Source organism: Bullifex porci (genome assembly GCF_009695635.1).
Lineage (GTDB): Bacteria > Spirochaetota > Spirochaetia > Sphaerochaetales > Sphaerochaetaceae > Bullifex > Bullifex porci.
On record NZ_VUNN01000005.1, the window covers coordinates 82,218 to 107,145 of the forward strand.

The 24,928-nt window shown below is 33.3% G+C and carries 20 protein-coding genes and 1 other RNA gene; 15 read left to right on the forward strand and 6 right to left on the reverse strand.

What is annotated here, in order from left to right; all coding sequences use genetic code 11:
- Positions 1-4: 4 nt before the first annotated feature.
- Positions 5-592 (reverse strand): TP0733 family outer membrane beta-barrel protein, encoded by a 588-nt coding sequence (locus FYJ80_RS04310; RefSeq protein ID WP_154424966.1) that lies wholly within the window; start codon positions 590-592, stop codon positions 5-7.
- An 81-nt stretch (positions 593-673) separates the two neighbouring features.
- Here FYJ80_RS04310 and FYJ80_RS04315 point away from each other — a divergent pair, with 81 nt between their 5' ends.
- The 3 genes from FYJ80_RS04315 to FYJ80_RS04325 are packed head-to-tail and all read left to right on the forward strand — an operon-like array spanning position 674 to position 3,623.
- Positions 674-1,555, forward strand: a complete 882-nt coding sequence (locus tag FYJ80_RS04315) for a bifunctional 5,10-methylenetetrahydrofolate dehydrogenase/5,10-methenyltetrahydrofolate cyclohydrolase (RefSeq protein WP_154424968.1) — start codon at positions 674-676, stop codon at positions 1,553-1,555.
- Entirely contained in the window at positions 1,552-2,829 is a 1,278-nt protein-coding gene (gene miaB, locus FYJ80_RS04320; RefSeq protein ID WP_154424969.1) for a tRNA (N6-isopentenyl adenosine(37)-C2)-methylthiotransferase MiaB, read from the forward strand. The genes FYJ80_RS04315 and miaB overlap by 4 nt, the downstream gene beginning before the upstream one ends.
- Before the next feature lie 2 nt (positions 2,830-2,831).
- Entirely contained in the window at positions 2,832-3,623 is a 792-nt protein-coding gene (locus tag FYJ80_RS04325) for an NAD-dependent protein deacylase (protein WP_154424971.1), read from the forward strand.
- A gap of 32 nt (positions 3,624-3,655) precedes the next feature.
- On the opposite strand, the gene FYJ80_RS04330 is transcribed toward FYJ80_RS04325, so the two are convergent.
- From FYJ80_RS04330 to FYJ80_RS04345, 4 genes are all read right to left on the reverse strand, one after another.
- Complete coding sequence (locus FYJ80_RS04330; protein ID WP_154424973.1) at positions 3,656-3,832, reverse strand: hypothetical protein; 177 nt, start codon at positions 3,830-3,832, stop codon at positions 3,656-3,658.
- Positions 3,833-3,875: 43 nt separating this feature from the next.
- Positions 3,876-4,246: a transfer-messenger RNA gene (ssrA, locus tag FYJ80_RS04335) on the reverse strand.
- 46 nt (positions 4,247-4,292) lie between these two features.
- A complete protein-coding gene (gene smpB, locus FYJ80_RS04340) occupies positions 4,293-4,757 on the reverse strand; it encodes an SsrA-binding protein SmpB (RefSeq protein ID WP_154424975.1) in 465 nt (154 codons plus the stop codon).
- Positions 4,757-6,175: a formylglycine-generating enzyme family protein gene (locus FYJ80_RS04345; protein ID WP_154424977.1), complete on the reverse strand. Its 1,419-nt coding sequence runs from the start codon at positions 6,173-6,175 to the stop codon at positions 4,757-4,759. The genes smpB and FYJ80_RS04345 overlap by 1 nt, the downstream gene beginning before the upstream one ends.
- A 32-nt stretch (positions 6,176-6,207) precedes the next feature.
- On the opposite strand from FYJ80_RS04345, the gene lepB reads away from it, so the two are divergent.
- The 7 genes from lepB to queA all read left to right on the forward strand — a co-directional run bounded on the left by lepB (position 6,208) and on the right by queA (position 12,368).
- Positions 6,208-7,230, forward strand: a complete 1,023-nt coding sequence (gene lepB, locus FYJ80_RS04350) for a signal peptidase I (RefSeq protein WP_235899585.1) — start codon at positions 6,208-6,210, stop codon at positions 7,228-7,230.
- Entirely contained in the window at positions 7,227-8,351 is a 1,125-nt protein-coding gene (hemW, locus tag FYJ80_RS04355; protein ID WP_154424978.1) for a radical SAM family heme chaperone HemW, read from the forward strand. The genes lepB and hemW overlap by 4 nt, the downstream gene beginning before the upstream one ends.
- 85 nt (positions 8,352-8,436) lie before the next feature.
- Entirely contained in the window at positions 8,437-9,180 is a 744-nt protein-coding gene (locus FYJ80_RS04360; protein WP_154424980.1) for a YebC/PmpR family DNA-binding transcriptional regulator, read from the forward strand.
- A gap of 6 nt (positions 9,181-9,186) precedes the next feature.
- The gene (ruvC, locus tag FYJ80_RS04365; protein WP_154424982.1) at positions 9,187-9,684 is read left to right on the forward strand and encodes a crossover junction endodeoxyribonuclease RuvC; all 498 of its coding nucleotides are present in this window, start codon (positions 9,187-9,189) and stop codon (positions 9,682-9,684) included.
- Positions 9,681-10,304, forward strand: a complete 624-nt coding sequence (ruvA, locus tag FYJ80_RS04370) for a Holliday junction branch migration protein RuvA (RefSeq protein WP_154424983.1) — start codon at positions 9,681-9,683, stop codon at positions 10,302-10,304. The genes ruvC and ruvA overlap by 4 nt, the downstream gene beginning before the upstream one ends.
- The gene (ruvB, locus tag FYJ80_RS04375) at positions 10,301-11,356 is read left to right on the forward strand and encodes a Holliday junction branch migration DNA helicase RuvB (RefSeq protein WP_154424984.1); all 1,056 of its coding nucleotides are present in this window, start codon (positions 10,301-10,303) and stop codon (positions 11,354-11,356) included. Before ruvA ends, ruvB begins: the two co-directional genes overlap by 4 nt.
- A complete protein-coding gene (queA, locus tag FYJ80_RS04380; RefSeq protein ID WP_154424985.1) occupies positions 11,331-12,368 on the forward strand; it encodes a tRNA preQ1(34) S-adenosylmethionine ribosyltransferase-isomerase QueA in 1,038 nt (345 codons plus the stop codon). Before ruvB ends, queA begins: the two co-directional genes overlap by 26 nt.
- Here the strand turns inward: queA and tmk are convergent.
- On the reverse strand, positions 12,361-12,987 hold the full coding sequence (gene tmk / locus FYJ80_RS04385) for a dTMP kinase (RefSeq protein ID WP_154424986.1): 627 nt from the start codon (positions 12,985-12,987) through the stop codon (positions 12,361-12,363). The two genes, queA and tmk, sit on opposite strands and share 8 nt — an antisense overlap.
- Positions 12,988-13,049: 62 nt before the next feature.
- On the opposite strand from tmk, the gene FYJ80_RS04390 reads away from it, so the two are divergent.
- The 5 genes from FYJ80_RS04390 (at position 13,050) to nusA (ending at position 24,914) form a co-directional block, all read left to right on the forward strand.
- Entirely contained in the window at positions 13,050-17,645 is a 4,596-nt protein-coding gene (locus FYJ80_RS04390; protein ID WP_154424987.1) for a translocation/assembly module TamB domain-containing protein, read from the forward strand.
- 79 nt (positions 17,646-17,724) lie between these two features.
- Entirely contained in the window at positions 17,725-20,244 is a 2,520-nt protein-coding gene (bamA, locus tag FYJ80_RS04395) for an outer membrane protein assembly factor BamA (RefSeq protein WP_154424988.1), read from the forward strand.
- Positions 20,245-20,248: 4 nt separating this feature from the next.
- Positions 20,249-22,837 carry a DNA mismatch repair protein MutS gene (gene mutS / locus FYJ80_RS04400; RefSeq protein ID WP_154424989.1) on the forward strand — a complete coding sequence of 863 codons (2,589 nt, stop codon included), beginning with the start codon at positions 20,249-20,251 and terminating at the stop codon, positions 22,835-22,837.
- A 110-nt stretch (positions 22,838-22,947) separates the two neighbouring features.
- Positions 22,948-23,439: an LSm family protein gene (locus FYJ80_RS04405; RefSeq protein ID WP_154424990.1), complete on the forward strand. Its 492-nt coding sequence runs from the start codon at positions 22,948-22,950 to the stop codon at positions 23,437-23,439.
- Positions 23,436-24,914: a transcription termination factor NusA gene (nusA, locus tag FYJ80_RS04410; protein WP_154424991.1), complete on the forward strand. Its 1,479-nt coding sequence runs from the start codon at positions 23,436-23,438 to the stop codon at positions 24,912-24,914. Before FYJ80_RS04405 ends, nusA begins: the two co-directional genes overlap by 4 nt.
- The last annotated feature ends 14 nt before the right edge of the window (positions 24,915-24,928 follow it).

A 24,928-nucleotide genomic window follows, 5' to 3' on the forward strand; every position in this document is an offset into this window, starting at 1 on the left:
ACTCCTATTGACGATATGTTACCATTAAGGTAGCTGGAAGGAAGGTTGCAAATGCATTCTTTTCTTTAGCAGCTGAAGAGAAATAAATTTCAGGAATCATCCAAACACCTGTATTAACACCAATTCCCCAATTCTCAGTGAAATAGTACTGTAGGCCAATTTCAGCAGATACATAGAAAGGAAGATATGAACCACCATCAGAGAGTGAAAGATAACAAATACCAGCACCCAATGAAATAGGTATATCGATAGTACCTTGAACAGGTAACCATGTTGCCTTAGCAATGATTGGAACGTTAGTAACTAGCTTTCCATCAATTACAAAGTTAAACATATATCCAATCTCACAACCTAACGCTATTTGAGGACTAACATTTAATTGATAACAAATAGAACCATAACCACCAAGAGAAAGCTTTGTATCAAAAAAGGTCTTAGTAGTATTATCTGCAAATCTAGTAATAGATAAAGGAAAATCTACACCTGCAGAAATTGTAAAACGTTGACTACCATTATCGTAGTACTTATTTGCAGCAAACAAGCTAAATGTCATGCATACAAGTAAACATAAAACAAGGATTTTTTTTCTCATAGAGAAAATATAATCTATTTGCCAGTACTAATCAAAGGGGGATGTTGTCATTCGAGCGAAATTCCATGTAAACTACATCTTATGAGTATATCAATTGATGGAAAATTAGTTTCTCAAACAATAAGAGAAGATATAAAAAAGGAAACAGCAGAGCTAAAAGATATTTATGCAAAGGTTCCAAAGCTTGCTGTAATATTAGTTGGAAATAATCCTGCTAGCCAAACATATGTTGCATCTAAAGGAAAGGCAGCAATTGAATGTGGTTTTGAATATGAAGATTTTATTTTAGATGAAAGTACTAGTGAAGCAGAGCTATTAGCTTTAGTTGAAAAGCTAAATAAAGATAAAACTGTTAATGGAATTTTAGTTCAGCTACCACTTCCAAAGCATCTTAATGAAGAGCTAATTATTAATACTATTGATCCTAAAAAGGATGTTGATGGCTTTTCACCCTTTAATACTGGCTTATTAGCTATAGGTGAAGATTGCTTAAAGCCTTGTACACCTGCTGGAATTATTGAACTACTAAGCTTTTATAATATTCAAACCTCAGGAAAGAAAGTTTGTGTATTAGGAAGAAGTAATATTGTAGGTAAGCCAATTGCTTTAATGCTAATGCAAAAGGACTATGATGCAACAGTAACAGTATGTAACTCAAAAACTCCAAATCTATCAGATGAAACACTGAGATCTGATATTATAATTGCAGCTATTGGTAAAAGTGAATTCCTTACTGCTGATATGGTTAAAGAGGGTAGTGTTGTTATTGATGTAGGTATTAATAGAATTAAGGATGAAACAAAGAAGAAGGGCTATAGAATAGTTGGTGATTGTGATTTTTTATCACTTAAAGATAAGTGCTCATACATTACACCTGTTCCTGGTGGTGTAGGGCCTATGACAATCACAATGTTGATGAAAAACACACTTAAAGCCTTTAAATCACAATGGGGTATTAAATGAAATATTTTATTGAATCATATGGGTGTCAGCTAAATATGGCTGAATCAAATGCATTAGAGCTTTTATTAAAGGGAGCTGGAATTGATAAAAGTGAAGTTGCAGAGGATTCAGATTGTGTAATTATAAATACATGCTCTGTAAGAAAAACTGCAGAAAATAGAATATGGGGACGCCTATCTTTTTTCGGAAAGCTAAAAAAGCAAAAGAAGAACTATAAAATAATAGTAACAGGATGTATGGCTGAACGCTTAAAGGATGAGCTAAAGAAGGATTGTCCTTTTGTCGATGCAGTTATTGGTACTAATGAGAAGATGGAAATCGTTGACTTCCTCTTAGGCGAAAATATTCTAAATAAAGAAAAATACAACTTTACTGCCTCATACTATAAGGAAGGTGAATTCTCATCATATGTACCAATAATGAATGGATGTAATAATTTCTGTTCATATTGTATTGTTCCTTACGTTAGAGGAAGAGAGATCTCTAGAAGTGTTGATGATATTATTAAGGAAGTAAAAGCTCTTGATGAAAAGGGTGTAAAGGAAATTACCTTACTTGGTCAAAATGTTAACTCCTACAACTATGAGGGCCTAACCTTCCCAGAGCTCTTAAAGCTAATTTGTAAGGAGCTTAATAATATTGAATTTGTTAGATTTGAATCTCCTCATCCAAAGGATTTTTCAGATGAATTAATTAGTGTAATTAAAAATGAAAAGCGAGTATGCTCTCATATTCATCTACCAATGCAAAGTGGTAATAGCAGAATATTAAAGCTTATGAATAGAAAGAATACTCGTGAAAGCTTTATTGCACTAATTGATAAAATGCGTAAAGAAATTCCTGACTTAACCTTTGCTACAGATGTAATGGTAGGCTTCCCAACTGAAACAGAAGAGGAATATCTTGATACTCTATCATTAATGGAATATATGCATCCAATTGAAGCCTTTATGTATTACTATAACTTAAGAGAGGGTACAGTAGCTGCAAAGATGGAAGGGCAGCTTGAGGATGATGTAAAGATAGCTCGTCTAGAAAGATTAATTGATGAGCAGCTAAAGAGATGTCAAAAAGAGAAGCTTACTCGTAAGGATATGATTACAAGAGGTGTAGTAACAGGTGTTACTCGTGATGATAAGGATAAGTATCTTGCTAGAAATGATCATAATGAAATGATTAGCTTCATGCCAAAAAATAAAGTAGAAATTGGTTCCATGGTTAATTTAAAGTGTTATGATTTAAAGGGAAATACCTATTTAGCAGATGAGATTTAATTATGAGTGAATATAGTGAAGAAAAAAGTGTTTTTGATAAAAAGTTTGAAGAGCTTTGGTCTTTATTAATGAGATCAAGGAAAATAGCTGTTTTTACAGGTGCTGGAGTATCAACACTATCTGGAATACCAGATTTCAGAGGAAAGCATGGAGTTTATAACTCTCCATGGCAAGGCTTACCTGTAGAAACTATATTATCCTACGACTACTTTTTTTCACATCCAGATATTTTCTATAAGTGGACGGAGGAGGTTTGGTACCATCTAGAAGATTATAAACCAAATATCGTTCACTATACTCTTGCTAAAATGGAAGAGAAGGGAATATTAAAGGATGGAGTCTTTACTCAAAATATTGATTTTCTTCATCAAAGAGCAGGGAGTAAAAAGGTATGGGAGCTTCATGGCTCTGCTAGACACTCATATTGCACTAATTGTAATGGATTTTATAAATATGAGGAAATAGCTCCTATCGTTCAAAGAGGGGAAATACCTAAATGTACTCGCTGTGGAAGCTTAATTAAGCCTGATATTGTATTATATGGTGAGAATTTACCAATGAGTGTGCTTAGACAGGCAGAAACTGTCTTCTCTCAAGCTGATTTAACCTTAATACTAGGATCTTCTTTAACTGTATATCCAGCAGCCTCCTTACCTAAGCTTACATCATACTATGGTGGTAAGGTTGTAATTGTTAATGCAGATCCAACAGATCAGGATAAAGATGCAACTCTAATTTTTAGAGATCTTGAACAAACCTTTAATGCATTAGATGAAGCATTAAGAAGTATCTAAATTATAGGTCCAAAGCTTTTATAGCTTTGGACTTAGCTAAGAACCTTTAGCATTATCTCTAGGTGAACTAATTCAATATCATTAACTATAAAATTAGGGTCTAACAATTCAATAGAATTATCTTTAACAAGATAAAGACCCTTTTTATCATTTCCTACAGCATAGGTTTTATTTTCAATAATAGTATGTCCTATTAACTCTTTATCCATAAGCTCTCTTTAAAAAAATGAGCCAAGCTACTAACTTGGCCCTTAATGGAGATGGGGAGATTCGAACTCCCGTCCTGATGTGCCATCCTAAAACGTCTACGGCCGTAGTCACATTTTTGGATCTTGAGATAAAAACGGTAATGTATCCAACCTTTTTATCTCCAGCTGACTAATAGTCTCCGTTTTATGTCAGCCTAAAACGAACAAGTCCCTATTGGCAACCACAATCTCGAGTTAGGAACAGCACCCTCAAAAGTGGGTCTTACAACTCACGCTGCAAGTAATTCTGCTTCGTCAGAAACGAATACTTCGTCTTCTTTCTTTGCATTTATTTTTTGTGCCAGTTTAACAAGTTAGCGCTTGGACCGCAGTCTTAGAAGTGGTCCGCCACCAGTCGAAACCAGAGACATCCCCTTATTTCAAAACTAATATACACAAAGATTAAATAATCGGCAAGAGATTAGTAATTTAACATCTTGAGCTCACGGCGAGCATCTTTATTTAAATCACGCTCCTTAATAGCATTCTTTTTATCATAAACTGCTTTACCACGTGCTAAAGCAATTTTCATCTTAATTAAGTTACCCTTTAGATATATTTCTAGAGGTACAATAGTCATACCTTTAGATTCTACCTTTCTTTTAAACTTCTTAACCTCTTGCTTATGAGCTAATAATCTTCTCTTTCTGTCCCCTTGATGGTTGAAAACAGAACCATGAGAGTAGGGTTGAATAGTAAAAGCAATTAGCTCTAAGGTATTATCTTTAATTGTAATATATGAGTCCCCAAAGGAAACACGTCCCATACGAACGCTTTTAACCTCTGTGCCAACTAGCTCTATACCACATTCAAGTTCTTCTATTATCTCATAGTTAAAAAATGCTTTTTTATTCTTTAAGATGAGCTTAAACTTGTCTTTTTCCATCAAATATCCTTTGCAACTCTAAAGCCAGTATACTCACTTGTAGTTTTTTTCTCAATCACACCAACATCTGAAGGCTTTATTGTAGTTGAATTATTAATAAAGGAGCCTCCCTTAATAACAACATCTGTTGTAGGGTAGGAAATATCACTATTATATAATCCAGATATTCGTGAAAGAGGAATATAGCTAGTTGAGGTTAGCTCCCAAAGACATCCCTTAACTCCCTTTGGAAGAGTCTCATCATTATCAATAACAATTAAAGAATTACTATAATTTTTATTCTCACAAGAAGCTGCAACGACCTCCCACTCAGCTTCGCTAAGTAGACGGTAGCTTTCATTATTCTTTTTACTTAACCATTCACAATAAGCATTAGCAGCATACCAACTTACATTTCTTATAGGAAGTAAGCTCTTATTATCTACGCTTGGAAATATTCCAGCTAAATAATATTCATCTACCATACCATCTTGAATTAATGTATCGATATTAGATTTAGCCCAATATGGATTTTCACTGATAAATAATGCGTAATCATATTCAGAAACATATGAAGTGCTAACAGCAAAAGGCTTAACAAGCTGCTTTACTGGATATGTATTAATGCCAAAGATATTTACAAGGCTATCAGAGCCAATAGTAAACTCTGTTTCATCGTAGACAAACATATTATTCTCTTTCTTTGGCAGATTAACACTATTAATTGTATTTAAATAAACCATATCTGAATTAGAATCTAATATATCATCTAATTTACTATATAAATTGTTAAAGCTATCTGATTTATAATTAATATTATTATCCTCAAAAAGCTTTATAGCATTATCTAAATCTAATTTCATTTCATTAGATGTAATAAAATTAGAAATAAAGAATAATTCTTCAGCTACATCATTAATACCACAGGAAGCTGCATCCCTAGCTAAATTCTCAATTAGTGGAGGGTAGTTGTAGAACTCTGAATAATCAGTAATAGCTGAGTAGGCTTCTATTTGCTCAATAGTACTAATTAATGCTCTTTGATAAATTTCTTTATTATTAGCTACAGGAACATTAACATCCAATGTTCTTTTAAAAATTAAGGTCAAAACAATAGGATGATCAATTTTTAATGTTTCGCTATAAATTACTTCACTATCCTTAATAAACTCAACCTTATGCTCACCAGATGGAACAAAGATTCTACTTCCTTCCGTTGAGCCAATATATTTTTCATCTAAGATAATTCCGACATTTGATAGCTCACTGTTAAAGCTAACATAACGACCACCATTCAAAATGCCAGGTAATATTCCTATTAAAAAGAATAGGATTAATATAACAATAACTAAAGCAATAAGAATATATTTTCCAGGCCTCATGCCTAAGAACTTCGGAAGTACTACTTTTTCAACCTCCGGGAGTTTATCTTTTTTCATATAAAATTAAAATTAATCCTAAAATACTCCTATTGTCAACAAATCAAGGCTCTGTTATGTTTATGAATATGGATAAGCTATATTCATTTCTTGAAAATAAGACAGTTAATTATCTTACACATAAAAAAGCCTTAAAGGCCTATGAAAAAAGTAAAAAGAAAACAATATTAACAGAGATTTGGTCTTGGCTCGATGCGCTAATATTTGCTGTTGTTGTAGTTATTATTTTAAATCAGTTTTTATTCCAGCTATTTTTAATTCCATCTCCATCGATGGTTTCAACATTAAATATCGGTGATAGAGTAATAGTCAGTAAGGTATCATATGGTATAGAGGCATATCCTACTGGACCAAAGCTCTTTTCTGATTCAAGACGTGTTCAACGTGATGATATCATTACCTTTTATAATCCTGAATATGATTCTAAAGGTCCGTTCTTTGATATTCTTTCTCAAATTATTTATTACTCAACTCTTTCATTAGTAAATATTGATAGAAATGAGGATGGCTCAATCGCTGAAAGATTATATGTAAAGCGTGCTGTTGGCTTTGGTGGTGATAACGTTAAATTTAAAGATGGTAATGTATTAATAAAACCTGCAGGGTACAATAATTACATTACAGAAGAGAGCTATAGAGAGGCTAATGAGCTATCAAATGGACCTCATAGAAGTGTAGATTCAACACTTTATGATGGTATGCATGCTTGGGGTAGACTATATGCACTTCAAGAAAACTCAATAAATGTAGTTCCTCAGCACTTAAAAAATTCATATGAAAGTGTAAAGGATCAATATATGTTTGATCGTTATGAGTTTGAAAATAACCGTACACTTATGAATACATTAATAAATCCAACAGATATGAATGCTCGCTCTGAACATGGCCACTATAGAGCTGGTATTTATGTTCCGGAAAACTATGTATTACCACTAGGTGATAATCGTGATAACTCCTCAGATGGTAGATATTTTGGACCAGTTAAGGAATCAACTATAAATGGTAAGGTTGTAGGTAGATTCTGGCCACTTGGTAGTGTAGGGATAGTTAAGTGATTGAAGCTTTAGATTTATCGAGACCTGTATCTCTCTATATTCACATACCTTTTTGCCAAACTAAATGTGGTTACTGTGCCTTTTACTCTACAGTTGACCACAGTGCTAAGGAGCAATTTCTAGCTACACTAAATAAGCACATAAGCGTATTAAATGAAGAGATTAAAAAGCCTTATAAGAGTATTTTTATTGGTGGTGGAAACCCTGGAATAATTGGTTTTGATGAATTATTAAAAATTGCTGAAAATGCATGTAAATATGGAAAACCTGAAGAATTTTCAATAGAGATAAATCCTGAGCATGTAAGTAATGAGATTGAAAAGCTAATTCCCTATGTAAATAGAATAAGTGTTGGCATTCAATCCTTTGATGATAATGCTCTTAAAACTATTGGTAGAAATGCTAGAAGACGAGATAATATTAATGCTTTAAATATTCTTTCTAGCCTAAAGGATAAATATAAATTACAAATTAATGGTGATTTAATTTGCTGTATTCCTGGTCACAGTAAGGAAAAAACTCTTGAGGATATAGAAACACTTTCATCCTTCAATGTTGATCATATCTCTCTTTATTCCTTAACCTTTGAGGAGGGAACAAAGCTTACTCAAAGTGTAAAGCCTTTAGATGAAGGTGAGGAAAGAGAAATATTAATTGCTGCTTGGGATAAATTAGATGAGCTTGGATATGAGCAATATGAAATAAGTAATTTTGCTCAAAAAGGGTGTAGATGTATCCATAACCAAGTATATTGGAATTTAGGTCAATATATTGGATTAGGTCCTAGTGCAGAAAGTAGTGTTGGCTATAAAAAGGTCATTTCCTTAAGAGAAAAGGATAGTGTAGAGGAATATATTAAAACACCATCCTTTGATGCATATAAGCTTTCAAAAGAGGAATTGGAAGAGGAGTATCTTTTAACTCATTTAAGACTAAAGGATGGGATTAATAAAGAAGATTATTTTGATAGATTCTCTCAAAGCTTTGATGATGTTTATAATTCTTTTATAGAAAACTTAGAAGAAGGACTTTACACCAATGATGAAAAGTGTTTTAAACTTACTAGAGAGGGTTTTCTAGTAGAAAATCAAGTAATTTTAACGCTAGCAATGGCTATTTAAAAAAAAATAAATCATCTTGTTGACGATATATTTTTATTTGTGATAGTTTAATGTAGTTGTAAATTTTAATTATAAGGGGTTTTATATGTCTGGCCACAGTAAATGGGCAACTATCAAACATGCAAAAGGTATCGCGGACGCAAAACGTGGACAAAAGTTCACTAAGCTCATCAAGGAAATCACAGTAGCTGCAAAGCAAGGCGGACCTGATCCTAACTCCAATGCTACACTCAGAACAGCCATCTTAAAGGCAAAAGCTGAGAACATGCCAAAAGATAACATTGAAAGGGCAATCAAGAAAGCAACAGGTGAAGGTGGAGCAGCAAACTACTTTGAGCTTACTTATGAAGGATATGCTCCAGGTGGAGTTGCTATCATCATCGATACTCTAACAGATAATAAGAACAGAACTGCAGCAGATGTACGTTCTACACTTACAAAGCTTGGCGGAACTCTCGGTTCTACAGGTTGTGTATCATACATGTTCCAAACTAAGGGTATTATTACTTACAGCGAAGAGAAGTATACAGAGGATCAGATTCTTGAAGCTGCACTCGATAATGGAGCAGAGGATGTTAGTACATCAGATGGTGTAATTGAAGTAACTACTGCACCAGCAGATTTCGCTACAGTACTTGAAGCTATGCAGGCTGCAGGCTTTGAGCAGGAAAGTGCTGATATTCAGAAGATTGCTGATCAAACTGTTACACTTGATAATGAAAAGGCTAACAAGGTTCTTAAGATTGTTGAACGCCTTGAAGATCTTGAGGATGTTCAGCTCGTATCTACAAACCTTGAGCTTCCAGATGATTTCGAAGCAGAGGCTTAATAATCTATGATAATCCTAGGTGTTGACCCAGGATTGGCAAATACAGGCTGGGGTGTTGTTGAGGTAATCAATCAGCGCTACCGGCCTGTTTCTTTTGGAGTTATTACAACTAAGCCTGAAGCTGCCCTTCCTGATAGAATATTCTCTATCACAGATGAAATTTCAAAAATAGCTGACAAATACAATGTTGAGGTTGTATCGATGGAAGAAATATTTTTTACTAAAAATATATCTTCTGCAATTAGTGTTGCCAAAGTAATTGGTGCAATTAGCTTTGAGATGAGAAGAAAGAAAATTAAAGTTGAATACTTTTCTCCTCCTCAAATTAAAACCGCTGTAACAGGAATAGGAAGTGCAGATAAAAACCAGGTTCAGCAGATGGTTAAAATACTATTAGGCCTTGATTCAATTCCACGACCTGACCATGCTGCTGATGCTCTTGCCGATTGCATTACTTATGCTGTATTCTCTTCTACAGGAGCAAAGCTTAGAGGTAATAAATGATTAATGCTTTAAATGGTTTTCTTGTTAGTATTGACCAAAATAGTTTAGTAATTAATGTAAGTGGTGTTGAGTTTTATGTAGAGATATCTACTCAGGCTGCATCATATTTTTCTTCCTTAAATAGAGATAAAGAGGTAAGAGTTCTAACAAAATATGTTGTAAGAGAGGATGCTGCATTACTATTTGGCTTTAAGGATTCCTTTGAGCGTGATTGCTTTAATCAGCTACAGACTGTACCAGGTATTGGTGCTAAGCAAGCATTAAAAATACTTTCTGCTATTAGTGTTAATGATTTTATTAAGGCTTTAGACCAAAGAGATGTATCTACTCTTTCAAGAATCCCAGGTATTGGAGCTAAATCTGCACAAAAATTAATATTAATGCTACGTGATACATTAGTTATTACAGACGATAGTCCTAGCGGCGTTGATAATGTTGAAAAGGATAATAAGCTTTGGGCAGATGTTGTTGATTCACTTGTTGGAATGGGCTTTGATAAAAAGAATGTTTACAAAACATTAGATAAGATATTGAAGGAAGAAAATGAGAAGATAAAGAAGCTGAGTCATACTCAAGCTGAAAGCTATATCTTCCCAATTTTACTTAGGAGGCTTTCATGATAGATGATGATGAAAAATATACACAGGATGACAGTCCTGTAAGTGTAACCTTTCAAGCCTCTGATGAAAAAAATGAAAATATTTTAAGACCTCAATATCTAGAGGATTTCCAGGGTCAAAAGCAGCTAAAAGAAAATCTATCGATCTTTATAAAGGCTGCAAGAGATCGCTCTGAAGCATTAGATCATACATTCCTTGTTGGGCCTCCAGGATTAGGTAAAACTACATTAGCTGCAATTATTGCTAATGAAATGCACTCTGAAATTAGGATGACTAGTGCTCCAGCTCTCGATAAGCCAAAGGATTTAGCAGGTATTTTAACTAATGTTACAGAAAACTCTATTTTCTTTATCGATGAGATACATAGATTAAAGCCTGCACTTGAGGAAATGCTATACATTGCTATGGAGGACTTTGAAATTGACTGGGTAATAGGGCAGGGTCCTAGTGCTCGCACAATGAGAATTCCTCTACCTAAGTTTACTTTAGTTGGAGCAACAACTAAGGCTGGTGCAGTATCAACACCATTATCAGAGCGTTTTGGTATTAATTGTCATCTAGAGTACTATGATGATGAGGAGCTAAAAAATATTATTTTGCGTTCTGCAGCTATTTTAAAGTGTAAGATTGAAGACGATGCAGCATCTCTTTTAGCTCATTGCTCAAGAGGTACTCCTCGTATTGCGAATAGATTATTAAAGCGCTTGAGGGACTTTGCTGACATTCTAAGCGACGGAGTAATTAATACCAATATTGTAAAGCATGGTCTTACAAAGCTTGGAATAGATAGTAATGGCTTAGAGAGACAGGATAGAAATATCTTAAAAACTATTATTGACTTCTATGATGGCGGTCCTGTTGGAGCCGATACACTATCAATTAGTGTAGGTGAAGCTGTAGAGACGCTAGAAGATTTCTATGAACCATATTTAATCCAGCAGGGATATCTAAAGAGAACACCTAGAGGTAGGTGTGTAACAGCAAAAGCATATGAGCTGCTTGGAATAAATATTGAAGGAAGGAAAAATGCAGACCAAGGAATTCTTTTTTGATTTACCACAAGAATTAATTGCGCAAAACCCAAGTGAAAAGCGTGGTGAAGATAGATTATTATTAATGGATCGTAAAAGTGGAGAATATAAGGATTTAACAATAAATGATTTTCCATCTCTCTTAGATGAGAATTGTGTATTAGTAGTAAATAACTCTAAGGTCAGAAAGGCTAGAACCTTTGCCACAACAGAAAATGGTGGCCAAGTTGAATTTCTTTTCTTAGAAGAGAATGAAGACCACAGCTGGAATTGTATTTGTAATAAAAATAAAAAGCAAAAAGAGGGTAGAGCTTATTGCTTTAATGATAAGAATGGAAACCTTGTGAAGAAAGGTGTCTTAACTAAGAAAAATGAGGATGGTAGTGTGCAGCTATCATTTGATGAGCCCTTAGAGGAAGAATTCTTTACCTTAGTTGGACATGTTCCTCTCCCTCCTTATATAAAAAGGGAAGATACCTTTAGTGATGAGAACAGATACCAAACTGTTTATTCAAAGAATATTGGTTCTGTAGCAAGTCCTACAGCTGGCTTACATTTTACAAAGGAAATTCTAGATAAAATTAAAAGTAAGGGAATAAAAATTGCTGAAGTAACATTGCATGTTGGTCCTGGTACCTTCCTTCCAGTAAGAAGTGAGAATATTGAAGACCATCATATGCACTATGAAAGATATACAGTTACAGAGGAAACTGCTGAGCTTTTAAATAAAGCAAAGAGTGAGAATAAAAAAATAATAGCTGTTGGAACAACTAGTATGAGAACTCTTGAAAGTGCAGCTGATAGAGTAGGGCATATTCAAGCGGGAAGCAGAAGAACCAATATTTTTATTAAGCCTGGATATGAGTTTAAGTTTGTTGACTCACTATTTACAAACTTCCATACTCCAGAGTCAACGCTATTAATGCTGGTTTCTGCTTTTTCAACTAAGGAAAATATCTTTGCAGCATATGAGCATGCAATTAAGGAGAAATATCATTTCTTTAGCTATGGCGATGCTATGTTCATTAAATAAAGCCATAGTGTTCATCAATGAAATGCTCTATCTCCTTTGCAATTTCAGCTATTGTTTTTGTACCATCAACAACTAACACCTTTGTAGCTGGATTACAATTCTGAATTGCAAATTTAAAGTTTTTTTCAACCTTTACAAGGAACTCTTTCTTTTCAAAGAGTTCTTTTTCTTCTCCTCTCTTATCTATTCTTTTTAGACAAATATCTACAGGAACATCGATATAGATAAGTATTTCAGGAGAAGGAAAGCTGTTTATCTCTTTTACATAGTCGTAATCAACATTTACACTTTGGTAAGCAAGAGAGGAGTAAAAATATCTATCAGAAATTTCAAATCTTCCCTCCTGAGTTGAATAGAAAATCCCATGGTGTGCATTAAACAGATGATCCTCTCTATCTGCTGAATATAAAAGTGCTAAAGCCTTAGGAGTAGTTTTAATTCTATGCTGAAGAACATCTCTAACCATTCTTCCTATAGGGCCATCTGTTGGCTCACAGGAGAAAGCTACCTTCTTATTTAAATTTTCAAGGTGATTAGCAAGGATTTTCACTTGAGATGATTTTCCACAACCATCGAGACCCTCAAAAACGATAAAATTTTTAAGTATAGAAGAATTCATACTGTCTATAGGCTCCAATTTTTGTTATTATTTAAGATACAATAACATTATTTGGAGCAAAAATGAAATATCATACTACAGTTTCAACCGTGATAACTACACTTTTGATTCTGTGTGTTTTTGTCGCTGTTTCATTTTTTGTTGTTTTCGAGCTTAATATTGGATCTCCTGGATATCTTTTACTTTCAACACTAGAAGAAAAGCTTGAAAAGAGTGAAAACTACTCAATTACCTTTAGTAATATAGATAGAATTCTTAAGGATAGAATCCAAATAAATGATGTAAAGCTTAAATATAATAATTTAATTGATTTAGAAATTGATAATGTAATTTTGTATAATAATCCTTTGCAGCTAACAAAGGCTCTTTTCACAAAGACTGGTGTGCTTAAGGGTGATATAAATAATATTAAGGTAACAATAAATAGCAGTGGTAAAAATAGTAATAGCAATATTAATTTACAAGCTGTCTTTGAACAAATCAAAAATCTAGAGGGCTATGAGGATATATTTAGTAAGAACTTCTTATATAACTATGGATATTCGATAAACGTTAGTAACTTAGATTTAAAATTTAATGAAATAGCTATTTCTGGCTTAAGAGCAAATATCCAGCTTGATGAGCATTTAATATTCAAGTCCTTAGTAGCTGAGGTTCCTACATATCTAGATGATAAATTTAATTTTGAGAAAATAGCTTTTAGAAGTAGCAATGATGGAAATATATACTCATTTGCTATTTCAGGTGATAAGCTTTCTTTTATTGATGAAAACACAAACATCATTTTAGACCAAGCAAGAGCTTCACTAGAATTTAATAAATTTGCAGATTTGGAATTAACTGCTTTACCTCTAAATCTATCAATCGATAACACTATTTTAAATAGTGACTCTGTTAATTTAAATATAGGACCAATAAGTGTTCAAAATACGTTTGATGGAGCAACCTATAATATTTCTAAAATTAAAGCTAAGTACAATAATTATGATTTAGCTTCTTCTCAAATTAGTGGATCTATTAATGTCTCTGAGGAATATGAAGCAAATGCTACTATACAAATACCTGAAGAATTAACTATTTCTAATTTAGATAGTGAAGTCAAAATTAATGGTATAAATATTAATGCTTCATATCTTTCTTCTGTTTCTCTAGATGCAAGAGTAAATGAAATATTACTTTCAAATATAAATAATTATTCAAAGAATTTTATAAAGGATTCTAAATTAAATAATTTAAATATTGCACTTCAGTACAATAACTCTGAAGCCTTTATTGATGCCTCAACTCTTCTTTTAGTAGGAAGTGATATAGCATTTCTTGATAATACAAAGGCTACGGCCTCTATTAATGCATATATTACAGATAAAAGCCTACAGGAGCTCACTGTTAACTTAAATGAGATAAAATTCCCAATGATTCCATATTCTGCAAAAATGAATTTTACTCATGATGATAAGAATGAATTAGATATTTATTATCAAGATAAATTAAGTATATTGTTCAATGATGAGCAAGATATATTATCAGGAAAGATAAATCTCTCAGGCTTTAGAGGCTCAGACATAAAGAATGCAATTAATACATATTCACCATTCTTTAATAAGTATATCTTAGATGATACTTTAATTAACGGTAATATTTCCTTTACTACTAATAAGGATAAGAAGGGTGATATTTACTCAACTCTTGCTTTAGATAATATACATTTTAACGATATTACTTTTGGTATTGCATCTGGTTTAAATGCTAGGATAGATGAAAAGGGTATTGAAGATATTAAGTTTAATATTACAAGTGAATTATTAAGATTTGCATATTTAGGCTCTATTAGCTTTGATACATTCTTACCGGAAGGTAGTATTACTGTTGATTACACTAAGAGTGGTAAATCTCTATTAGACTTAAATATATCCTTGGGATCAAATAAGCAATATGACTTCTTTGCTAAAATATTAAATAGTGACAATGGTTATATCCAAGGTTCAATTAACTGGGCTAAGGAGGGTCTTGTACAGGCTCTAGGTGATGTAAAGAGTAGTGCAAGTATATATCCTTTTGACCTTTCCTTAGATATTAATAGTAAAAAAATAGATTTAATTAGTGATAATCTTTTATTATCGGCAGATTACTCTGAGCAAATCTCTGTTGCATTATCCTTAGATGATTTTCAATTACCTGTAAGTGATTTATCAATTACTCCAATTACAATTAATGGCTACGCAGACTATAACTTTGACTTTGCAGAGCAGAGAAGCTTACTAACTATTAATGATATAAATATTAAGGATATTAGATATATTAAATCTAACCCTGAAATAACTATAGCAGGCTCCTACAGTAATAATCTCTTTACGCTTGATAAAATTATTTATCAGGATAATATTTCTACTCTTACAGGTACATTAGTTATTCCTATTCGAGAAAAGCGAATGGCCTTTACCTTAGGAGATGAAATAGAGAGATTAAATATTTCCTTTAAAGTAATAAATGACAATTTATACACAGGAATTGTTAATCTTAATGATATTAATATTGAACGCTTTGGTTTCCCAAAAGCATATTTAAATGCTTCCCTTATTGGTAAGGGTGAAAGTATTAATGCTTTTGAATTTAATGGTGAATTAAATGTTCAATCACTAAGTAATGATAAGCTTCCATTTACATTAAGTAGCCAAATATCAATTAATGATAAAAGTGTTGAGCTTTTAGATTTGAAATTTACTTTATCTGATTTAATGGTTTCATCTCCATTAATTGGGTATGACACAAATGTTGGTAATTTACTTGGTAATTTTGATATTAATTATACTCGAAGAAATTTTGATAGAGATTATTTAGTAACCTCATCTCTAGACTTTGATTTAAATATTGGAAAATATGATTCATTGTCAATCGCAGTACTCGAAACCTTTGATAAATTCCAAAAGGAATTTGATTTTAAGGTTAATATAGATAAGATTAACATCGATAATTTTTTATCAATTGATAGAAGAAATATTGATGTTTCATTTAATAGAGATAACGGCTTTAAGATTGAAGGTAATATGATTAATGGTACCTTTAATCAAAAGACCTTTGACATAGATTTAAATATTGATTTACTACCAGTAGCTGCTCTAAGCATTACAGGAATAGCAAACCCTAAGGATTTAGATTTAAATCTTAATGATGTTATTTTTAATATTGGCTCAATTAATTTTGTTTTCCCATTTCCTATTATTTGGTTTAGCGATAAAGCCTTTGTAAATGGAGATTTAAAGATATTTGGACCACTTTACGATACACACATGTATGGAAATCTATACACTAAGGGCTTTGACATGGAGGTATGGTGGCTACAAAAGAGTATTTTAAGACTTTCTGATATACATTTCTCAATGATTGATAACTACCTATCTTCACCTAGAACACCTATACTTGTAATAGATAAATTTGGTGGTCCTGTAAAGACAGTCGATGTAGATCTTGAAGCACAGCTAAGTCCTTCAAATATTCTTGATTTCTTTGGCTTAAATGTTTGGATTCAAAAGGGACAGGATGTATTTGTTCGCATTCCAATAGAAAGCCAAAATATGCAAATTGATGCAGATGTTTATGGTCATTTCTCATATTATACTGACCTAGTTAAAAACTATCTTGGTGGAGAGATTTATTCAGATAGTGGTGTATTTAGCTATGGTATGGATCCTCTTCCTTCCTGGTGGAAGAGTCATATGCTTGTACATAATGAGTTTGATGTTACACTTGGAGAAAACATGAAATTCTTACTGCCACTATCAGCAGATCCAATCCTAGTTGCTTACATGAAGGATAAAACTCACTTTACATTTAAATACGATAACCAGGTAGGAAGTATCAGCTTTGATGGAAGCTTAGACTTTAGATCTGGTGAGATTTATTACTTTGAAAAGAACTTCTACATCACAGAAGGAAGCTTAAGCTTTAATAATGTTAATAGTAGAAGAATTGCACCTGTAATTGATCTGACAGCAAGATTAAGAGAATTTGATTCCTCTGGAAATAAGGTAGATATTTACTTAATTTTAAAGAACTCTACCTTAACAGACCTTAATCCATACTTTGAATCATCTCCACATAAGGATTTAAATGAGATTATGACAATCCTTGGAGATGCTATCCTACCTACAAATACCTATGGAGAATTTAATCTATCCTCAGTAGCTTCTCTTGTTACTAGTGGTGTTGATGTTATGAGTAGAATAGGTCTTATTAATTCTACATCTAGCTCTACAGATTTAATTTCAACAATTAGAAATAGCTTAAATCTTGATATGTTTAGCTTAAGAACTAACTTATTTGAGAATCTTGTACTAGATACAATATTTACTACAACAGGACAAACAATATCACCTGTTGCAAGATATTTAGATAATACAAGTATTTACTTAGGAAAATATATTAATGAGGATTTATTCCTGCAGGGAATGGTTCATCTTTCTGCATTTAAGCAAAATAGCGATAAAAAGAGATATACAACAATTTTGGCAGATGATTTACAGCTTGATATTGAGGTTTCACTTGAATGGAGTAATCCATTAGGAACATTTACATTCTTTACTAAGCCATCTAATTTATCTCTATTTAATATTTTTGATTCCTTTGGATTTAGCTATTCAAAGCGAATACTCTTTCAATAGTGTAATTTAAATGAAGTTGGTATTTCTCTGTTTTGTTTTTTTCAATTTTAGTATATTTTGTTATTAGGAGAATTTTTGCATGAAAAGAAAGGTACTACTAATATTTGTAGTTTTGATACTACTATCTCTGCCTATTTTTGCAGATGATTGGTACTATGGAAAAAATATAAATGGCTTTACATATACAGGCTTAAAGAATGTAACAGAGCATACTGTTAATTCATTATTAAAGCCATTTGTAGGAAAAGAATTTACAGATGATTTAGTAATGGAAATAGACAATTTACTTTATCAGCAGGATTGGATGGATTACTATTTGATGAATGCTGAGGAAGATGAAGATGGAGAACTAATTCTCAACATAGAAATTGAAGAGCTACCTGCAATTGGTTCAATTATATTCAATGGAAATGAAGCAGTTAAGGATAGAGCCTTATTACCAGAACAAAATATTCAAGTTGGTTCATTTTATTCTCCTGGTGTTTTAAGAGCTAATAAGCTTTTACTTGAGGAATACTATAAGAGTAAGGGATATAAGGATGCTACTGTTGAGGTTAGTAGCGAAACCGATGAGGAAACAAAAAAAGTAAATATTACATATAATATTACTGAAGGATATCAATATAAGGTTTCATCAATCTCCTTTAGCGGCGTAAATAACTTTAGTGCTAAAGAGCTTACAAAGCAGATGGATAGTAAAGAAAGATCCTTCTTTAGAAGCGGTAATTATATTGAAAAGCAATTAACAAGTGATCTTGATAAAATTATCTCCTTCTATAGAACTAATGGTTATATAGATGCGGCTATTACAGATGTTGATATTCAAGATGCAGGTATTGCAGATGAGAAATATAAGCTTGTTTCTATCGTTATTTCAATTGAAGAGGGTGAGCTTTGGAAGCTAGGTACAATTACATTTAGTGGTAATAAGGTATTTAGTGATGAAGAGATTAACAGCCACATCTATTTAAAGAGTGGTATTGTAAATAACTCTCAGCAAATTACAACTCAGCTTCAAGAAATTGCATCTCTTTACTATAACAATGGTTATATTAAAACAGATATTGTACCTACTGAATCACGTGATGAAGAAACACATACAGTAAACTATCATCTTTCAATTACAGAAAGTAAGCAATCTATTGTTGAAGAAATTGTTATTACTGGCTTAACAAAGACTAAGCCTTATGTATTTGAAAGAGAGATGGAATTAAAGGTTGGAGATGTATTCTCACAGGCAAAGCTCCAGAAATCAGGACAAAATATCTTAAATACATCTATTGTAACTGATATTCAAACTGGTCTTTATCAGGGTAAGGATGAGGATGGTGTTATTCTTGAATTAGCTATTGAAGAAGGAAACCAGATGGAATTAAGCTTCGGTGCAACCTTTGGTGGTACAGTTGATGGATTCCCTGTTTCAGGCTTCCTACAGTGGAGTGATAAAAACCTAATGGGAACTGGTAGAGACTTTACTGTTTCTACAAACCTTTCTCCTGATACACAATCTGTATATTTAGCACTATCTGATGACTGGGTAGGTGATAAGAGATGGTCCAATGGTATTTCTCTTAGCCTTGAGAGATCAAGCAAGAAAAATACTCTACAAAGAGGTAGCGGAAGTGCATATTTCGATGGTAGAGATAAGGATAATATAACTTATCCAAAGGGATATAACTCTGCATTAGATTGGTATATGAGTAAACAAACAACTCCACAAAGTACTAATTTAATGTCATATGATTTCTACAGTATCACAGGTGCATATAGTACTGGCTATAAGTTCATGTTTGATGCTGGCTCATTAACAGTATCTGGTGGTTTATCTATTGGATTGTCTCATGCACTTTATGATTCAAGCTATGACCCATATGAATACATTATTAAGAAGTACAATGAGAAATGGCAATTCTCTAATAAGCTAAGTGGAACAGTTACTTGGGATGGTAGAGATTTAGTAAACAATACAACTAAGGGCTATATGCTATCTATGTCATATACATATGCAGGTGGTATTTTAGGAGGCTTATCTAACTACAATAAGCTTTCTCTCAATGCTGCTGGTTATATGTCTCTATTTAAGTTTACTAATGAGGAAGGAAAGGAAAAGCATTTAGTACTCTCATTAACTAGCCAAGTATCCTTTATGCTTCCACAGTATTGGAATAATAGTGATATGCATGGTTGGGACTTCTATGATGCTAATAATGGTGCAACAAAGTATGAAATGCTCTACATCGATGGTATGAACATCGGCCGTGGCCATAGTCTAAAGCTTTGGAATTCCTTCCTATGGCATAACCAGTTAGAGATAAATTACCCATTAGTTGAAAATGTATTGTCCGCTGAAATTTATGCAAGTGGAACTGCAGTTATTGAGGACTTAAATAGGCTTTCTTGGAATAATCTAAACTGGTATTTCTCTGCAGGTGCTGGTATTAAGCTTAAGATTCCAGGATTCCCTCTTGGCTTATATCTCTGTAAAACTTCAAAGATTGAAAATGGAGCATTTAGCTGGGATGGTGGTCCTATCTTTGGAACAAGTAAATCAGGTTCAGGACTTAAGCTTGTTCTAGCCATTACAACATCAATTTATTGATAATATGGCAAAGGAAAAGGATAATGAATTGACGCCAATGATGCGTCAATATTTAGAGATTAAGGAACAACACAAGGACGAAGTATTATTCTTCCGCTTGGGTGATTTCTATGAGATGTTTTTTGAAGATGCGATAGAAGTATCGCATCTTCTAAGTCTTACTTTAACACATAGGGCAGGAAATCCTATGTGTGGCATTCCATATCATGCCGCAAAATCATATTTAAAGAGATTATTAGATATGGGTAAAAAGGTTGCTATCTGTGAGCAGCTTTCATTACCAGAGAACTCTAAGGAATTAGCAAAAAGAGAAGTAATACAAATATACTCTCCGGGCACAGTAATAGAGGATGAGTATTTAGATAGTGAATCTGATTCCTTTATTGTTTCAGTTTGGTTTACAAAAAAAGAATTTGCTATTGCTTATGCAGATATTACTACAGGAGAATTCTTTGTCCGCCATGTATCTGCTGACCAGCTATTTTCTGTCCTACTCTCACTTTCTATTAAAGAAATTATAGTTGAAGAGGACTATTATTTTACTAATCGTGATTTCAGAAGCAATATAGATGATTTAGGTATCATTGTAAATAAATACCCTGCTAGATATTTTTCAACAAGAGATGGCGAGAATAAGGTTAAAGCCTTTTTCGATGTAAATAGTACCGCTGTTTTTATGATAGATGAAAAGGACTCTGTTTTAGGCTCAGCAGGTGCATTAATTACATATTTAGAGCAAATGTGTAAAACTAGCTTAAAGCAATTTACTACAATTAAGGTAGTAAATGAGTTTGGCTATTTACAGCTAGATAGATCTAGTGAAAAGAATTTGGAGCTTATAACAAATTTACAGGATCATAGCTCATCAAATACTCTTTTTTCTGCAATAAATAGAACTATTACCTCATCTGGCGCAAGACTTCTTAAGGAAAGATTACTTCATCCAGTAACAGATATAGCTGAGATAAATAGTAGACTTAGTTGGGTAAAGTTTTTCTTTGATGATTTAGATGAAAGAAAGAGAGTCAGAGAGCTATTAAGAGAATCCTCTGATTTAATTAGAATCTCAAGTAAGCTAGATATGAAGAAAAGTGTTCCAAGGAACCTTATTGCTATTGCTCAAACTCTAACTTGCTTTTTCTCACTTGTTAGTGAAAAGGAGAGCTACTTAAATTTAGTTAATGAGGAATTGAGTAATCCTAATTTGCTTATTGATTTAGCAAATGAAATAATTAACTCAATAAATCCTGATTGCACTAACCTCTATAAAGAGGGTGAGATTATTCTAAGTGGCTATGATAGTCAATTAGATGAATTAAGAAATATTGAAGCAAGCTCCTCTCAGCTACTTTCCTCATACCTTGAAAAGGTAAAGCAGGAGAGTGGGCTAACTATTATTAAGCTTGGTGATAATAAAATTATTGGATATTTCTTAGAGATTCCAAAGGGACAGCTAGATAAGGTTCCTCCATATTTTATTAGACGTCAAACCTTAGTTGGTGGAGAACGCTTCACAACCCCTGAGCTATCTGAGCTTGAAGAGAAGATTAAATCTGCAGCCTTTGAAAGTGCTAAAAAAGAAAAGGAAATTTATACAGAAATTACAAGAAAAGCAGCTGAGCTTTCTAAGGAGCTAAGATTAGTTGGTTCTATTTTAGCAAAGCTAGATTTATATCAATCTTGTGCTGAAATAGCTCAAAGTAATAACTATACTATGCCTGAGTTAATTAAAGAGGGTGAGTTAAATATAATTGAAGGTAGACATCCTGTTGTTGAGGATAAATTAATTCAATCACAATTTGTTGCTAACTCATTTAATTCTATTCGCTCTCATTTTGCTTTAATTACTGGACCAAATATGGCTGGTAAGTCAACATTCTTAAGACAGACAGCCTTAATTGTACTCCTAGCTCATGCTGGTATGTTTGTACCAGCTACAAAAGCGGTAATTCCATTAACCGATAGAATCTTTACTCGTGTTGGTGCTTCAGATAATTTAGCAAAGGGAGAATCAACATTTTTAGTTGAGATGAGAGAAAGTGCATACATTGTTAGAAATGCTACAAGCAAAAGCCTTGTAATAATGGATGAAATTGGAAGAGGAACAAGTACTCAGGATGGTATGTCAATTGCTTATGCTATAATGCAATATCTATTTAATTTAGGTTGTATTACCTTATTTGCAACTCATTACCATGAATTAACAATGCTAGACACTTCCTTAATGCAGCTATTAACACTTGAGGTTGTACAGGATAAAAATGATATTCACTTTGTTAGAAAAGTTATAGATGGAGTTGCCGAGTCTAGCTATGGCTTACATGTTGCAAAGCTTGCAGGTATTCCACAATCTTTAATTAGAGCTGCTTCAAATTTCCAAAAGCAGCACTTTGCATCATATAATGCCTTTAATGCATCTCAGCAGCTTGATCTTTTTACAGACACATCTGAGATTGAAAACAGGGAAATTGATAAGCTTATCGATAAGATAATGGACTTTGATGTCTCTTCGTCAACACCAATAGATGCGTTATTACTTGTTTCAAAGCTGCAAAGCGAGATACAAAATAACTCAAAAAAGGGTGATAAGTAAGTTAAAGATATATTGACACAGAAAGAAATAATAAATATTCTTTAGCTAGTTCAATTAATTAAGTGATTGAAGGAACCAAAGTTGGTTCCTTTTTTTGTGGAAAGAGGACAATGCTAAGTAATAACATTAGATCATCAGCTCTATTTAATGAGCTATCAGAGTTACTCTCTGGTATGGATTTAAAGGTTGTTGACTGTGTCAAGAATGAAACTGCACAGGGTATTCAGCTTATTGTTACTATTTTTTCACCTAATAGAGAGGTGAACACAGACGATTTAGCTGAAGTATACAACATCCTTTACCCACGTTATAGCGTGATTTTCCAGGACAGAGATTTGTCTCTTGAGGTTTCTAGTCCAGGACTAACAAGAAATCTTAAGGATTTTTATGAGTTTAGCTTATTTATTGGTAAACTTGTAAGAGTTTATTCAACAACATACTCATGTTGGGTTGAAGGATATATTTCATCAAATAGTGATGAGAGTGTTACTCTCACCTCTGCTTTGATAATTGATACAAATGAGACCAAAGAGGAATTAGTACTCTCTTATGGTGAGATTCAAAAGGCAAAACTTGCCTATCGTTGGGAGGATTCAAAATGAGTGATATGAGAGATGCCATCCTACAGATGAGCGAAGAGAAGCACATTTCACAAGACATGGTTCTTGAGACAATAAAGGAATTTGTTAAAGCAGCATATAAGAGAAAGTTTGGAACCGATGAAAATGTTGAGATAAGCTTTTCTGAGGATTTAAGCAAAATGACAGTATGTGCTAGAAAAATAGTTGTTGCTGAAGAGAACTACTACAATGAAGTAACTGAAATTCCTATTGATGAAGCACATGAACTTGCAGATAATGTTGAAATAGGGGACTCTCTCATGATTCCACTTGATCCTCAGACCTTTGATCGTGGTGCAGTACAATCTGCAAAGCAAAGAGCTCAGCAGTCCTTCAAGGATATGCAGAATAATTACACCTATTCTGAGTTTAAGAATAAGGAAGGTGAGGTTATTCAGTGCTATGTAAATAGCGTTAACCAGTCTGGTGATTACCACCTTAACGTAGGTGGCGGAGTTGAAGGTATTCTTCCTGTAAGAAACCAATCTCCACGTGAAAGCTTTACTACAGGTGAAAGCGTTAAATGCTATCTTGAGAAGGTAGAAAATCCATCACAGGGTAGAGGTGGCTTTAGAGGTAGAAATAAAAATGATGTTAGAATTATACTTTCTAGAACCTCACCTGAGCTAGTAAGAAAGTTCCTTGAGCTTCAGGTTCCTGAAATTTATGACCATCAAATTGATATTGTAAAAATTGTACGTCAGCCAGGTATTAGAACTAAGATTGCTGTAAAATCTAATGTACATGATTTAGACCCAGTTGGAGCTACAGTAGGCTTAAAGGGTAATAGAATCCAAACTATCATGACTGAGCTTGATGGTGAAAAAATTGATGTTATTCAATATGATGAGAACCCACTCGTATTTATCTCTAATGCATTAACACCAGCAACTGTATCAAAGGTTCTTCCAATTGACCTTGCAACAAAGCATGCTATTGCAATTGTTGAAGATAACCAGGTTGGTATTGCTATTGGTCTTTCAGGTGTAAATGTTAAGCTTGCTAACCAGCTTTGTGACTGGATGATTGAAGTTAAGACTCAAGCTCAATTTGAGGAAATGGAGATCTCTCAGGAAGCAAGAGATAAAGCTGAAGCAATATTTGCTCAGGGCGATGAAGCCTTCATGCAGGAAGATAAGAATGAAGAAACTCACCTTACAGCTCAAGAGCTTGGAATTAGTGAGGATGAAACTCTATTCTCAGATCTTTCAATCTCAAGAGAGCTTGTTAAGAAGCTTGAATATCATGATGTATATACAGCTGAAGAGTTCTTTGATCTTACTCCTGAAGAGGTTAATGCTATTGGTCTTACTGATGAGGAGAAAGCAGAAATCGCATCAGTTATCGATGTAGAGGAAGAACAGGAAGAGCAATTTGAATGTCCTAACTGTGGAACAGTACTTCCTGCTGGTACAACGCACTGTCCAAATTGCGGTGTAGAGTTTGAATTTGAATAATAAACGATTTAAGG